This is a genomic window from Bifidobacterium catenulatum DSM 16992 = JCM 1194 = LMG 11043, from assembly GCF_001025195.1.
GTDB lineage: Bacteria > Actinomycetota > Actinomycetes > Actinomycetales > Bifidobacteriaceae > Bifidobacterium > Bifidobacterium catenulatum.
The window spans coordinates 1,429,859-1,444,041 of record NZ_AP012325.1 but is presented as its reverse complement, the minus strand read 5'-3'; the positions used below and the strand labels follow the sequence as shown (position 1 = coordinate 1,444,041).

Genomic DNA, 14,183 nt, shown 5'->3' with positions numbered 1-14,183 from the left:
TTAACCGTGAGAGGTGCCATTGAGCCAAGAAAACGACATCGAGCATAGCATGAGTGCCAATGACGTGTCAGGCGTGCTCGCCGACCAGTCCGAAGTGCTGCTTGATACCAACGGCGAGAACCATTTCAACGAATCCCATGACGAACAATGGCAGGAACGCGAATCCCGCAATGCGTTGAAGCATGTGTCCGGACTCGGCGAAATGCAAGACGTTACCGAAGTCGAATACCGAAAAGTCCGTCTCGAACGCGTCGTGCTCGTCGGCGTGTGGTCCAGTCGTGAAACCACACAGGCACAGGCTGAAGAATCATTGCGAGAACTTGCTGCGCTCGCCGAAACCGCCGGTGCCGTAGTATGCGACGGCCTGCTGCAGCATCGTATCAAACCGGACGCAGCCACATATGTTGGCTCCGGCAAAGCCCGTGAACTTGCCGGAATCGTGGCGCAAGAGGAAGCCGACACCATCGTTGTGGACGATGACCTACCGCCAAGCCAACGCCGCGCCTTGGAAGATGCCACCAAAGTGAAGGTCGTGGACCGCACTGCCGTGATCCTCGACATTTTCGCCCAACATGCGACCTCACGCGAGGGCAAAGCCCAAGTGGAACTGGCGCAGCTTGAATACATGCTGCCGCGACTGCGAGGCTGGGGCGGATCACTGTCACGCCAGGCAGGCGGACGAGCCGCGGGGGATGCGGGCATCGGCTCGCGAGGACCTGGCGAAACGAAAATCGAAATGGACCGCCGCGTAATTCGCAGCCGAATCGCCAAACTCCGCAAACAGATCGAACAGATGGCTCCCGCGCGTGACGTCAAACGTGGCGCTCGTCGCCGTTTCGGATTGCCCACCGTTGCCGTGGTCGGATATACGAACGCAGGAAAATCATCGTTGACGAATCGGCTGACCGGTTCCGCGGAACTGGTGGAAAACGCGCTGTTCGCCACCTTGGACACCGCGGTGCGCAGGGCGCGGGCCAAAGATGGACGCCGATATGCGTACGTCGATACTGTCGGATTCGTACGCCGTTTGCCCACGCAGCTGATTGAAGCGTTCAAATCCACACTGGAGGAGGTCGCTGAAGCCGATCTGATCGTGCATGTGGTGGACGGCTCGCATCCGGATCCGTTCTCGCAAATCGACGCGGTCGACGATGTGCTTGCCGACATCGACGGCGTCGAAACCATTCCCACGATCATCGTGTTCAACAAGGCCGACCGTATGGATGAGGCCACACGCGAGCGTATCGAGGCGTTAATGCCGGAAGCGTACATCGTGTCGGCGTTTTCCGGCGACGGCGTCGACGAGCTGCGTATGCAGGTGGAATCCATGCTGCCGGCGCCGAACGTGCATGTCGAGGCGTTGCTGCCATACACTGCCGGTTCGCTGGTGTCGCGCGTGCGTGAATACGGCAAGGTGATCAACGTCGAATACCGTGACGACGGCATGATGCTCGAAGCGGAAGTGGACGATCATTTGGCTGCGCAAATCGTGGAACAGTCAATCGGCTGAAAACCTTGCAAAACAGTGCAACGCAACTGGCACAGCGTTTGTGAGCGTTCACATACTTTGTGAGGCAAATCACTTTTTCAGTACTTGCAAGTCGTGTTACAACGCGTCAAAACGTCATGCTGTGTGGATAGAGTAAAGATGAAATCCTAAGAGGAAACCTGCTACCAGCGGGACATTCTTTTCTTGTAAGAGAGGTAAGCACATGGTGGATTCACCAATCAAGCCCACAAAGCTCGCTATCATCGGTGCCGGTGCAGTCGGCTCCACTCTCGCTTTCGCTGCCGCTCAGCGTGGCGTCGCACGTGAGATCGTGCTCGAAGACATCGCCAAGGAACGTGTCGAAGCCGAAGTGCTCGACATGCAGCACGGCTCCAGCTTCTATCCGACCGTGTCCATCGCAGGCTCCGACGATCCGGAAATCTGCCGCGACGCCGACATGATCGTCATCACCGCAGGTCCGCGTCAGAAGCCGGGCCAGTCTCGTCTCGAACTGGTTGGTGCCACCATCAATATCCTCAAGGCCATCATTCCGGGTCTTGTGAAGGTTGCTCCGAACGCCATCTACATGCTCATCACCAACCCGGTCGACATCGCAACCCATGTTGCCCAGAAGATCTCCGGCCTGCCGGCAAACCAGGTCTTCGGCTCCGGCACCAACCTTGACTCCGCACGTTTGCGCTTCCTGATCGCCCAGCAGACCGGCGTCAACGTCAAGAATGTGCACGCCTACATCGCCGGCGAACACGGCGACTCCGAAGTGCCGCTGTGGGCTTCCGCCACCATCGGTGGCGTCCCGATGTGCGACTGGACTCCGCTGCCGGGCCATGCCCCGCTCGACGCCGAAGTCCGTGAGCAGATCCACCAGGACGTCAAGAACGCCGCCTACAAGATCATCAACGGCAAGGGCGCAACCAACTACGCCATCGGCATGTCCGGCGTCGACATCATCGAAGCCGTCATGCGCGACTCCAACCGCATCCTGCCGGTGAGCTCCATGCTCCACGACTTCCACGGCATCTCCGACGTCTGCATGTCCGTGCCGACCCTCCTCAACCGCTCCGGCGTCAACACCGCCATCAACACCCCGGTGTCCGACCGCGAGCTCGCGGCTCTTAAGCGCTCTGCAGAGACGCTGAAGGAAACCGCCGCCCAATTCGGCTTCTGATAAAAACGCGGTAGCGGAGTGTCAGCTGCGTTACACGGAATGCGACGTACTTTTGTGCGCCTTCGTCTTGTGTACCTTGCTGCCGCACGCGTTGTCGCGTTTTTTGTTTGATTTTGGGTATTGACAGACGGATGATGAGTCGTTAGACTGCAAGCAGAAGTAACGGAAACCCCAGCCTTTGGCTGGGGTTTCTTGCGTTTTACAAGCAATGAAAATGGTATTGAGAAACAATTTCAATAAGTTCCTCAATCAATTAGGTTGAAGGATTACATGCATGGCACACGACCACACGTACGAAACAACGGCGAACACGGGAGCGGAACATCAAAAACGACTCATGATGTCACTGGGGCTCACCTCGACGGTATTCATAGCGGAAGTCGTCAGCGCAATCATCACCGGATCATTGGCACTACTCGTAGATGCAGGCCATATGCTCACTGACATGTCCGTACTCATCGCATCAACCGTCACCGCAATATTGATGCAACGCAAACCCAGCAACAAACGCACTTGGGGATGGGCACGACTCGAAGTGCTCACTGCGGCAGTCGGAGCCCTCGTACTCCTCATCGTCGGCATCTATGCACTCGTGGAAGCAGGCATGAGACTCTTCGGAGGGTCTGCTGACGAAATAAGCGACGTGCGACTGTTGCTCTTCATGGGCATACTTGGCCTCGCTGCCAACGTCGGATCAATCTTCATCCTCGCATCGCAAAGCGAAGACAACATGAACATGAAAGCGGCGTTCCTCGAAGTCATGAACGATGCCTTGGGATCCGTAGCCGTAATCGTATCGGCAATCGTGCTCATCTGCACTGGATGGGTCGGCTTCGACGCGGTTGCCGGCGGCATCATCGCGCTCATGATGATTCCACGCGCCATCAAGCTCCTGCGCAACGCGGTCCGCGTGCTCTTGGAAGAAACACCCAACGGACTTGACCTTGACGAAGTACGGGCCCATTTGGAGCAAGTGCCACATGTTATTGCCGTGCACGACCTTCACGCCAGCACAGTATCCACCGGCATGCCGATCCTCATGGCACATGTCGTGGTCGAACGAGACCTCACCATGAAGGAGGCCGCGGAAATACTCGCCCAACTACAGGACTGCCTGCGCGAACATTTCCCCATATCGGTGCCGCACACTACCTTCCAGCTCGAACCGGAGGGATACAGTTCGGTGAGCAAATCCGAAATGCATTCCTGACTAACGGGGATTCTGCTGTGTTATGAAAAACCGCGCTCTTGGATGTGAAATCAAACATTTGACTTCTCGCGTTCAAGAGCGCGGTTCCGTAAACGACGAGGCGATCTCTATGCCTTAGATCTTGCGGAGTACGGTAACCACCTTGCCCATGATCTCAGCATGTGTGCCATCAATGGGGGAGTAAGCGGGATTGTGCGGAATGAGCCAGACGTGACCATGATCCTTGCGGAACGTCTTCACCGTGGCCTCATCGTCGAGCAGTGCTGCCACAATATCCCCGTTCTCTGCGGTGTTCTGCTCGCGTACCACCACAAAATCGCCGTCGCAAATGGCTGCGTCGATCATGGAATCGCCGTGCACCTCAAGCATGAACAGATTTCCGGTACCGGTGAGTCGTTCGGGCAGTCGCATCACATCATCCACATGCTGTTCGGCGGTGATGGGCACTCCCGCTGCGATGCGCCCCACCAAAGGGACATCTCGTGAGGCCATGATGGAGCCGCTGGAATCGGATTGGCTTGGGAATGGAATGACCTGTGTCGCTTTGCTTGATGAGGATGTATCGTCAAAGCTTACGACTTCAATAGCCCTGCCCTTGTTCGCGTTCATGCGAATAAAACCCTTTTCGTCAAGCACCTGCAGCTGGTGTTTGACGGATGACGGACTTTTCAGCCCTGCGGCTTCGCCGATTTCGCGGAACGAAGGGGCGAAACCTTGTTCGGCCAGATGCTTTTTAATCGCACCAAGCACCTTGCGCTGACGATCGGTCAGCGTGCTCTCATCCGGACGCTCAGCATCCTTTTTGGGTATGAATGGGACGGTGCTCACGGTGGGCTCCTTTCAGGTCTCAGGTAAGCATAACGCGAAACGCCGAGAAAATCAAACATCTGTTCGAGGTGTGTTTGCAATTATCGAACACATGTGCCACGCTTAGAACATGTGTTCGATGGAATGGCTGTTCGAGAAGGAGTGGTGCGATGATTTGTGTGTTGAAGGCTCATTGGATTGATTGCAAGGTCTGGGCGGATGAATGATCTGGACTCTGTTTCGTTAAGGGCCGGGCATAGGCTTATCGTTCCTGGCGAGGTGTGACTCACGTGGGGTTGGCCTAGTTCAATGGCTCAGGCTATTCTTAACACCATGCATTGCCCGTTTTGTCAGAATTCAGATACCAAGGTGGTCGATACCCGCATCAGCGATGACGGCCACTCCATTCGCCGTAGGCGAGAGTGCCCGAAATGTTCCAAGCGTTTCACCACGCTGGAGACCACCATGCTGTTGGTGGTGAAGCGTTCCGGCAACGTCGAACAGTTCGATAGGAACAAGGTGATTTCCGGCGTTCGAAAAGCATGCCAGGGTCGCCCAATCAAGGAAGACGATTTGAAGGCGCTCGGTCAGCAGGTTGAAGAGGACCTTCGTGCTCGGGGACTTGCCCAAGTCAAGTCCGACGAGGTCGGCAAAGCCATTCTGAAACCGTTGCGTGATCTCGACGAGGTCGCCTACATGCGTTTCGCCAGTGTGTATCAGAACTTTGAGAATCTTGGGGATTTTCAGAACGCGATTAATGAGCTGAAAGCTGACGCGCTGCAGTAGTTCAGGCAGTCGTTATTAAAACGTGCGGCAATGCGTTGTCTTGTCAAGGATGGACTAGGTGACGCAAAAGTTGGGCGATTACGGCAATGACATGAAGATATGTGCATTGTGGGGGTTACAGCCGCTTAGGTTGGAACCCCCACAATGCACAAATGCAGTATTGACGTATGCCGTATTGCAGACCGTCAGCTGATTACACGCATGCGGATCGTGCCTTCAATGGCTGCAAGCTCGTCCAAAGCCTTCTGGCTCGGGCGCTGCGCCACATCAGTGACCACATAGCCAATTTCGCCTTCGGTGCCAAGCGCCTGGGCTGCGATATTGATGTTCTCTTCCCCGAGCACGTGGTTCACCTTGGCGAGGACGCCAGGCAGATTCGCATGAAGATGCGCGATACGGAAGTTCGAACGGATATCGGACAAGGTGATCTGCGGAAGATCAACCGACAACATCGTGGAACCCTTGAACCAATAATCCTCAAGACGCTGTGAAACGAACTGGCCGATGGATTTCTGTGCTTCAAGCGTGGAACCGCCAATATGCGGGGTCAGAATCATATTGTCTTCATCCGCAAGGTTCGTCAAGAATTCATCGCCGCTTTTCTTCGGCTCGACCGGGAACACATCCACCGCAGCGCCCGAAATATGGCCGGAATCCAAATGCTTCTTCAACGCGTCCAAATCTGCTACGAAACCGCGGGACAGATTGATGAAAATCGAATCCTGCTTCATATGGGCGAACTGGTCCTCACCGAAGAAACCGGTATTGGATTTGCGGCCATCGACATGCAAAGTGACCACATCGGACTGCTCAAGCAGCTCGTTCAGCGTGGAGCAACGGTAAGCATTGCCCATGGCAAGCTTCTCTTCGATGTCGTAGAACACCACACGCATGCCAAGCGCCTCGGCGATGACGGAAAGCTGGGAACCGATATTGCCGTAGCCGATGATGCCGAGCGTCTTGCCTCGCACCTCGTGGGATCCGGAAGCGGATTTATCCCACATGCCATGCTTCATGTGATGGGTGTGCGCGGGAATGCGGCGCATCAGGCAGATGATATCGCCGATGACCAGTTCCACCACGGAACGGGTGTTCGAATATGGGGCATTGAACACGGCGATGCCATGCTTGCCCGCATAGTCAAGATCGACCTGATTGGTACCTATGCAGAAGCATCCGACCGCGGTGAGCGTCGGACGGGCATCGATGACCTTGCGGGTCACGCTGGTTTTGGATCGAATACCCAGAAGGTCAACGCCTTCCAGAGCGTCGATGAGTTCGTCTTCGTTGAGGGCGCCCTTGAGGCACTCGACTTCGAAGCCGTGGTCACGCAGCGACTGCGCCGCGTCGGGATGAATGTTTTCAAGTAACAATGCTTTAGGCATGATTCCTACCTTATAGCTTGAGCAGTTTTTCGTCAGCATTTGTCCGGACTATAAGCAGACGTTGCGTCGGTCTGGTCATGGCAACGTACAGATCGGCGGCTGCCACAATGCGCGAAGGAGCGTTCTCCTCGATGATTCCCGGCTGTACCACCATCACCGCGTCATACTCCAGTCCCTTCACCATTTGGGTGGAGCAGACGGTCACCTGCTCATCCCAGGAGCTTTGAGCATCAAGACGGTCGAATTCCTTTGCCGGCAATGTTTCACGCAACTGTTCATACACGCGCCTACGCAGTGGCTTGACCATATCATCAGGCGCAATGATGGCCACACGTCCAGTGCCGTCGGCGGATATGTACGAACGAACCAGATCGACGGTCTGCTGCGCCACGGCGTCGAAAATCAGACTTTCATCAGCCAAGGTAAGACGCTTGACTGAATCAGGCACGCCGCGAACCGCATTGACGGTGGAGATGTACAAACCTTCGGCGGCCGCGAAATCGCAGGCGAGTTGCGATACTTCCTTTGGATTACGGTAGTTGATCGTCAATTCGTTGAGTTGCCAGTTGTGAGGTCCGAACAGAGAATCCATCATGCGTCGCCACGAACGGGTGCCGCCCAACGCGGACGTTTGCGCTACGTCGCCCACAATGGTGAACGAACGTGATGGGCAACGGCGGATGAGCATCCGCCAATCCATGGCGGTAAGCTCCTGAGCCTCATCGACGACGATATGGCCATATGTCCATTCGCGGTCCGAGGCGGCGCGCTGTGCGGTGAGTTCAGCGTCCATACCATTGATGTTGTCCACCAGCATTTGCGAGGTGACGATGCCGGACCCGATGCCAGCCTGCGCCAACGTGTCTTGCGCGAATTGCTCTTCTTCGGCACGTTTGGCGTCCAACTCCTTTTGACGGGCGATCGCCTTCGGGTCGGGACCAAGCAGCTCCATGGCTTCATCTAGCAAGGGGACGTCGCTGACTGTGAACGGCGATCCCTTCGGACGCGTTAACGCTTCGATGTCTCGTTCCTCAAGCCAAGGTGCGAAACGGCGAAGCTGCTGCGGCTTGCAGAACAATTGGTCGACCAGCCATTCGCCGGTCATCGGCAGCCAGGCGAGATTCAACGTCTTACGCAGTGCATCGTTCATGCGTAGCTGCTGCATCACATCCGTCAACTCGGCCTGTTCCGGCTCGTAATCAAGCTTGTCCACATAACGGTTGCGCATGGCGATCAGCATGCTGTGTACGAAGGTTTCGCGTGCTTTGTTGTGTTGCTGTCGCGTGCGCTTGGCATCGGTGATGGCCTGCTCGATATCCGTGCGCACGATGGGCACAGTGAATCCGTTGATGCGAATCGACGGCAACTGTGAAGGAACACGTTCCCTTGCTGCGACGGCGTTGGCGATGGCCTTGGCCATGCGTCGGTCGCCCTTGAGTTTTGCCGCGAACGGATCATCATGCGCTGTCGCGACTACGCCGGGAATGAGATCGGCGATGGTGCGGCTGACCACTCCGGTCTCGCCAAGGGAGGGTAGCACCTGGTCGATGTAGTGCAGGAACGTGGAGCTCGGGCCGACTACCAGCACACCGGAACGTTCGAGCATTCTTCGATGAGTGTAGAGCAGATATGCCGCGCGATGCAGGGCGACGGCGGTTTTGCCGGTACCCGGACCGCCCTGTACCACCACGGCCTGATTGAGGTCCGCACGGATGATACGGTCCTGTTCGGCTTGGATGGTGGCCACGATGTCGGTCATCTTGCCAGTGCGTTTGGCGTTCAATGATGCAAGCAGCGCGCCTTCACCGGTTAGCGTGCCGTCCGAGGACGCTTGACCCACTTGGTCGGAATGCACATCGAGTACTTCATCTTCGACGCCGACCACTTCACGGAAACTCAGCGTGATATGGCGACGCATCACGATATCGCCATGATGCGAAGGCGTCGCCTCATAGAATGGGCGTGCCGCGTCGGCTCGCCAATCGGTGAGGATCGGCTCATGGTGCTCGTCGGACAATCCGATGCGACCGATGTACCGGTGCGCGCCGTGAACATCATCAAGCCTGCCGAACACCAGACGGTCTTCGACCGCACGCAACTGGGTGAGACGGTCCTCGTACATGGTGGCGAAAGAGTCGCGTTCGGTGCGTTGCGTGGGCGAACCGTGCGAGCCAGCTGCGCGCACGGTGTCGAGACGGGCGCGAGCTTGAGCCCGTAGGTCGTCCAAGCGACCATACGCACGGCTGACGGCCTGTTGTTCTTCACGCAACTGGGTGGAATAACTCGACATCTACAATCCCTTCCTCACAAAACTTAGGCACTCCAATGTACCCCGAGGCTTCTACGAAAACGTTATTGCCAAGCGAAAAAAGTGATGTTTCTAGGACAGGATGACGAATGAATTTCGATGGAGTTTGTTCATTGTGGGGAGAAACATACTTTTATTTGCTGTTTTTCCATTTATGTGGGGATTTATGGTGACCCGTGGGGTAGAGTGGGGAAAGAGTCTTGGGCCTGAGGTGTTTCTGTGTGTTGAATAAGGAGGTGTGGTGATGGTTCAAAGCGTTGAAACCACGCCATTCTCCGAGGACGATGCAATGCAGGCGGGCAGCATGATGGCGGGATTGCCGCCATTGCTGCTGGGAACATACACTCCAAAAATCGACGCCAAAGGACGCATGGCACTGCCTGCGAAATTTCGCAGTCAATTGGGATCGGGCATGGTGATGGCCAGAGGTCAGGAACGCTGCGTTTACCTGCTGCCCCAATCGGAATTTCGCCGGATCGCGTTGCAGATTCAGCGCACATCCATGGGCAACAAGGCCGCGCGCGACTATTTGCGCGTATTTCTTTCCGGTGCCGTTGACCAGGAGCCGGACAAGCAAGGACGTGTGCTCGTGCCGCAGATGTTGCGCGATTACGCGAATTTGGAAAGCGACATTGTGGTGATTGGTGTGGGAACCCGAGCGGAGATTTGGAATAAGCAGGCATGGGAGGATTATCTCGCCGAAAAGGAGCAGGGATATTCCGATATTGCCGATGACGTATTACCGGCGGTGGAATTCTGATGACAGATGTGACAACGATTCATCAGCCAGTGTTGCTGCGTGACTGCGTGGATCTGGTGGCGCCTGCATTGGCGAATCCGGGGTCGATCGCCGTGGATTGCACGCTTGGCTTGGCCGGGCATTCCACGGCATTCCTTAAAGCGAGCCCGCATGCTCGCCTGATTGGCATCGACCGAGACACTGAGGCCCTTGCGCTTGCCACGCAGCGAATGCAGATGGAAGGACTTGCCGATCGCTTCATACCTGTGCATGCCGCATTCGACGATTTCGCGCAAGTGCTTGATGATCAGGGAATCGATCAAGTGAATGCCGTGTTCATGGATTTGGGATTGTCAAGTCTGCAGATCGATGAGACGGAGCGGGGATTCTCGTATTCCCACGATGCGCCTTTGGACATGCGTATGGACGTGACCCAGCCATTGACCGCTGAGCAGGTGCTTGCCGATTATTCGTTTGCTGATTTGGCGCGCATTTTCCGTACGTATGGTGAAGAACGTTTCTCCAAGCAGATCGCCCGTGCAATCGTGCGTAGGCGTGAGATCGAGCCGTTGACCACATCAGGGCAGCTTAACCGTCTTGTGGATGAGGTTGTGCCGCAGGCGCACCGTCCTGCAGGAAATCCTGCCAAACGAGTGTTCCAAGCGCTGCGTATCGAAGTCAATGGTGAGCTCGACAAATTGGCGGGGACATTGCCCCAGATCGCCAACCATCTCGCGGTGGGAGGGCGTTTGGTGGTGGAGTCGTACCATTCGCTGGAAGACAAAACCGTCAAAACATTCATGAATCAAGGTCTGAAAGCTGACGTGCCTGCGGACATGCCGGTAATTCCGCCGGATATGATGCCGTTCTTCAAGGAACTCACGCGAGGCGCTATCAAAGCTGGCGACGAGGAAATCGCCATGAATCCGAGGTCGGCTTCCGTACGATTGCGTGCAGTGGAACTGACCAGACCGATTCCCGAACGCTGGCGAAAACGATTCGAACAGGGCAATGACTACGCAAGCATGAAACGACAAGGAAGGAGGGGCTGAACGTGTCCGCATCAAGAACGATCGCATCAAACGCGGCTCCCGCAGGACGTCGGGACCAAAACGAAACCGCAGGCACCACTCGCCCTGAATTGCATGTCGTCAAAGGATCACGTGCCGAAGGCAATGGTGTCAAGCGGGGAGTCGAACAGCTTATCACATGGACTCGCACCAGAAGCACCCCATTGCTGCATTTGGTCATTGCTGTCGTTTTCCTTGGAGTCTGCCTTATGGGATCCTTGATGCTACGTACCCAAATGGTGCAACATTCCTTCGAAGCGAACCAGATTGAGTCGAACATCACCCGTTTGACGCAAGACGTGGAAGATGACCAGACCAAGCTTGACGAGCTTGAAGCCTCGTTGCCAAGCAAAGCCGAGGAAATGGGTATGGTGCCTCAAAAAGGTGCCTTGACGATTGATCTGAATGGCTATCAGCCAAGCGGAGACGACGTTCAGTGAATCCTTTTCGCAGCACGTCCGCGCGTTTCCATAAGAAGCTGCTTACAAAAACCATGGCCATCGGCGTCATTCTGGCGCTGATGGGCACGGCATGCCTTATCCAATTGGCCAACGTCCAGCTGGTCAACGGCAAAAGCATGGCGCAGGCCGCGGCGCAAAGCCGAACCATCACCGTGACATTAAAGGCGAGTCGCGGTAAAATCATGGATACGAACGGTTCGATCCTCGCGCAGAGCGTGGAACGATACACCATCATCGGCAATCCCGAGGAGGCGCAGGCCTTCACGCCAACAACCTGCACCAAACAGACCGGAGACAACTGCCACCAGATCGACGGCAAACCGGTAGGTGCCACAGGAGCCGCGGCCGTGGCCAGGCTGCTCGCCCCGGTGCTGGACATGGATGCCACCGAATTGGGTGCCATGCTCTCGGGGACAGGCCAATACGCGGTGCTGAAGAAAGACGTGACGCCGGCGGTTAAACGCAAAATCTCCAAGCTCAATTTGGGTGGTATCGTCTATGCGGAACTCAGCAACGAACGCATCTATTCCAATGGAACTTTGATGGGGGCATTGCTGGGAGGCGTCGATAGCGAAGGCAAAGGCGTCGCCGGTATCGAACAAATGGAAAACAAGACGCTGACCGGCGAAGATGGATACCAGGTCTACCAACAAGGCAACAACGGCGTCGAAATCCCAGGAACCATGACCGAATCAAAAGATGCGGTCAATGGATCCGACATCACATTGACCATCGATCACGACGTGCAGTGGTATGTCGAAAAAGTACTGAGAGATAGCTGTGAGAAATACAGCTCGCCATGGGGAATCGCTGTGGTGCAGGACACTCAGACGGGGGATATTCTTGCGCTTGCCGACAGTGACGAGATCGAAGCCGGCAGCGATCAGGCGAAGCTGACGGTTTCCAGGGCCGTCGGCGAAACGTTTGAGCCTGGTTCCATCGGCAAGGTCTTCACGATGTCGGGCATGATCCAGCTCGGATTGCATCAGGCGTCAGACAAATTCACTGTGCCGGACCATATCACGGTGAACGGGCAGACCTACAGCGATGCGACCACCCACGGTGACGAACACTGGACCCTTGCGGGCATTCTCGAGCAATCGTCGAACGTTGGCATGATCATCGCAGGGGAGAAGATGTCTAACGAGCAGCGATACGATTTCATCAGAAAATTCGGTGTCGGCCAAGACAATGGGCTCGGATTTCCTGGCGAATCGGATGGTTTGCTATATTCGTCCGATCAATGGGATCTGCGAACCCAGAACACCGTGTTGTTCGGCCAGGCTTACACGACCAATGCGCTTCAGCTGACGAATGCGGTCGCCGTGATTGCCAATAAGGGCGTTAAGAAGCCGCAGCGCATCATCAAGACGATCAGCGATGCCGAGGGACATTCCGAAGAGCAAAAGCCCGAGGGTGAGGCGACGCGCGTGATTGACGAGCAGGTGGCCTCTCAGGTGATGAACGCCATGGAATCCGTGTCCGACCATTACTCCCAGTTCGTCAAGGTGGATGGTTATCGTGTCGCAGCAAAGTCCGGTACGGCGGAAGTCGCTGGTGCCGATGGCAGACTGTCGTCGATTATCAGTGATTATTCGGCGATTATTCCTGCAGACAATCCTCGCTTTATCGTCACGGTGGTGCTGAAGGATCCGCAAGGCGGTTTTGGTGGTCTGACGGCAGGTCCGGTAACCGCGGAGATTGGTGAATTCCTTATGCAGAAGTATGAAGTGCCGGCGTCAAGTCCGCGAACTGATGCTATTCCAGTAACTTGGTGAGTATGCGAGTATGAAGAACGGAGGGTGGAAAGATGAGCGCGGTCAGTGAGTCCATGAACAGACGAATGACATTGGGTCTGCTTGCCAGCAGATATGGCTTTGACTTGGATCCTACGTTTGCCACTGAAGTGACGATCACGTCCATTGCAGACGATATTGATTCGGTGCGGCCGGGATCGTTGTTCATGCCGTCCGCACCGGTGGATGTGCAACAGTTGCGTCAGGCTCAGACGCTTGGCGCATATGGTGCGGTGGTGCCTCATGCGTTGCGTGGTAAGACGGAAGGTATACAGATTCCTGTGATCTATGCCGAGCCGACCGCACCGCAGTTGGGTAGGCTTGCCAGCGAAATGGCGGGTAGCCCGTCCGATTCGTTGGCGGTGTTCGCCGTGGCGGGAAACGATGCGCAGGCGGTGGATCAGGGAGTGAGGGATCTTGCTGATTTCCTGCATATGCTTGGTAATCCGGTTGGCGTGATCAGCTCGGGCAACTCGCAATCGTTGGAACGATATCTCGATCTGAACTATCCATTGTCGATTCTTGATGTGCAGCGTACGATGGCTGTGTGCGCTGAAGACGGTGCTGCTGCTGTGATTCTCGCTTTGAGCGAGGAGACGTTGAAAGACGACGCATTGCAGTCGGTAAGTGTCGATGTGCTTGGTTGCGGTGACAATGGTCTAGGCGAAGCCGAGATTGTCAAATCGGTTGCGCGATTCGGATGCACTGTCGGAAAGCGGACCCATATCGCCGTCCGTACGCAGGAATCCGATGCGCTCGCATCGCAAGCGGCAGCGGCATACGGGCAGACGAACAGCAGCGCATTGTCGCTGTCCATATCGATGGTGCTTGCGGCGGGTGTACGCAAGGCCAATATCAAAAGCGCTTTGCGCGTATCCCGAGATCTGAACTAGTTTCAATTGGAACGGATACGTAAAGCACACACGCGATAATCGCAAACAACGTG

General features: G+C 55.9%; 12 protein-coding genes. 9 read left to right on the top strand and 3 right to left on the bottom strand.

Annotated elements, in window-relative coordinates; genetic code table 11:
* Window positions 1-49 precede the first annotated feature (49 nt).
* From hflX to BBCT_RS06165, 3 genes are all read left to right on the top strand, one after another.
* Window positions 50-1,510 (top strand): GTPase HflX, encoded by a 1,461-nt coding sequence (gene hflX, locus BBCT_RS06175; RefSeq protein ID WP_128805871.1) that lies wholly within the window; start codon window positions 50-52, stop codon window positions 1,508-1,510.
* A 202-nt stretch (window positions 1,511-1,712) separates the two neighbouring features.
* A complete protein-coding gene (locus BBCT_RS06170; RefSeq protein ID WP_003834326.1) occupies window positions 1,713-2,675 on the top strand; it encodes an L-lactate dehydrogenase in 963 nt (320 codons plus the stop codon).
* Between the two features lie 274 nt (window positions 2,676-2,949).
* Window positions 2,950-3,885, top strand: coding sequence for a cation diffusion facilitator family transporter (locus BBCT_RS06165; protein WP_003834327.1), 936 nt, complete (start codon window positions 2,950-2,952; stop codon window positions 3,883-3,885).
* Window positions 3,886-3,999: 114 nt separating this feature from the next.
* Here the strand turns inward: BBCT_RS06165 and lexA are convergent, their stop codons facing one another.
* Complete coding sequence (gene lexA / locus BBCT_RS06160; protein WP_003834328.1) at window positions 4,000-4,713, bottom strand: transcriptional repressor LexA; 714 nt, start codon at window positions 4,711-4,713, stop codon at window positions 4,000-4,002.
* Window positions 4,714-5,025: 312 nt separating this feature from the next.
* Here lexA and nrdR point away from each other — a divergent pair, with 312 nt between their 5' ends.
* Window positions 5,026-5,478 carry a transcriptional regulator NrdR gene (gene nrdR, locus BBCT_RS06155; RefSeq protein ID WP_033512499.1) on the top strand — a complete coding sequence of 151 codons (453 nt, stop codon included), beginning with the start codon at window positions 5,026-5,028 and terminating at the stop codon, window positions 5,476-5,478.
* 185 nt (window positions 5,479-5,663) lie between these two features.
* Here the strand turns inward: nrdR and serA are convergent, their stop codons facing one another.
* Window positions 5,664-6,863 (bottom strand): phosphoglycerate dehydrogenase, encoded by a 1,200-nt coding sequence (serA, locus tag BBCT_RS06150; protein WP_033512478.1) that lies wholly within the window; start codon window positions 6,861-6,863, stop codon window positions 5,664-5,666.
* 10 nt (window positions 6,864-6,873) lie between these two features.
* Entirely contained in the window at window positions 6,874-9,153 is a 2,280-nt protein-coding gene (locus BBCT_RS06145) for a HelD family protein (protein ID WP_003834333.1), read from the bottom strand.
* A 262-nt stretch (window positions 9,154-9,415) separates the two neighbouring features.
* On the opposite strand from BBCT_RS06145, the gene mraZ reads away from it, so the two are divergent.
* From mraZ to BBCT_RS06120, 5 genes are read left to right on the top strand one after another with little or no spacing between them, the layout of a single operon-like run.
* Window positions 9,416-9,931, top strand: coding sequence for a division/cell wall cluster transcriptional repressor MraZ (mraZ, locus tag BBCT_RS06140; protein ID WP_003834334.1), 516 nt, complete (start codon window positions 9,416-9,418; stop codon window positions 9,929-9,931).
* A complete protein-coding gene (gene rsmH, locus BBCT_RS06135) occupies window positions 9,931-10,962 on the top strand; it encodes a 16S rRNA (cytosine(1402)-N(4))-methyltransferase RsmH (RefSeq protein WP_003834335.1) in 1,032 nt (343 codons plus the stop codon). Before mraZ ends, rsmH begins: the two co-directional genes overlap by 1 nt.
* Window positions 10,963-10,964: 2 nt before the next feature.
* Complete coding sequence (locus BBCT_RS06130; protein WP_033512476.1) at window positions 10,965-11,420, top strand: hypothetical protein; 456 nt, start codon at window positions 10,965-10,967, stop codon at window positions 11,418-11,420.
* Between the two features lie 53 nt (window positions 11,421-11,473).
* A complete protein-coding gene (locus BBCT_RS06125) occupies window positions 11,474-13,219 on the top strand; it encodes a peptidoglycan D,D-transpeptidase FtsI family protein (RefSeq protein WP_047750749.1) in 1,746 nt (581 codons plus the stop codon).
* A 32-nt stretch (window positions 13,220-13,251) separates the two neighbouring features.
* The gene (locus tag BBCT_RS06120; RefSeq protein WP_003834338.1) at window positions 13,252-14,130 is read left to right on the top strand and encodes a hypothetical protein; all 879 of its coding nucleotides are present in this window, start codon (window positions 13,252-13,254) and stop codon (window positions 14,128-14,130) included.
* Window positions 14,131-14,183: the final 53 nt, after the last annotated feature.

Bases quoted from the DNA above. Each gene is read 5' to 3' on its own strand.
- hflX (WP_128805871.1), top strand. From the start codon at position 50: ATGAGTGCCAATGACGTGTCAGGCGTGCTCGCCGACCAGTCCGAAGTG.
- BBCT_RS06170 (WP_003834326.1), top strand. From the start codon at position 1,713: ATGGTGGATTCACCAATCAAGCCCACAAAGCTCGCTATCATCGGTGCC.
- BBCT_RS06120 (WP_003834338.1), top strand. From the start codon at position 13,252: ATGAGCGCGGTCAGTGAGTCCATGAACAGACGAATGACATTGGGTCTG.
- nrdR (WP_033512499.1), top strand. From the start codon at position 5,026: ATGCATTGCCCGTTTTGTCAGAATTCAGATACCAAGGTGGTCGATACC.
- BBCT_RS06165 (WP_003834327.1), top strand. From the start codon at position 2,950: ATGGCACACGACCACACGTACGAAACAACGGCGAACACGGGAGCGGAA.
- serA (WP_033512478.1), bottom strand. From the start codon at position 6,863: ATGCCTAAAGCATTGTTACTTGAAAACATTCATCCCGACGCGGCGCAG.
- rsmH (WP_003834335.1), top strand. From the start codon at position 9,931: ATGACAGATGTGACAACGATTCATCAGCCAGTGTTGCTGCGTGACTGC.
- BBCT_RS06125 (WP_047750749.1), top strand. From the start codon at position 11,474: ATGGCCATCGGCGTCATTCTGGCGCTGATGGGCACGGCATGCCTTATC.
- BBCT_RS06145 (WP_003834333.1), bottom strand. From the start codon at position 9,153: ATGTCGAGTTATTCCACCCAGTTGCGTGAAGAACAACAGGCCGTCAGC.
- mraZ (WP_003834334.1), top strand. From the start codon at position 9,416: ATGGTTCAAAGCGTTGAAACCACGCCATTCTCCGAGGACGATGCAATG.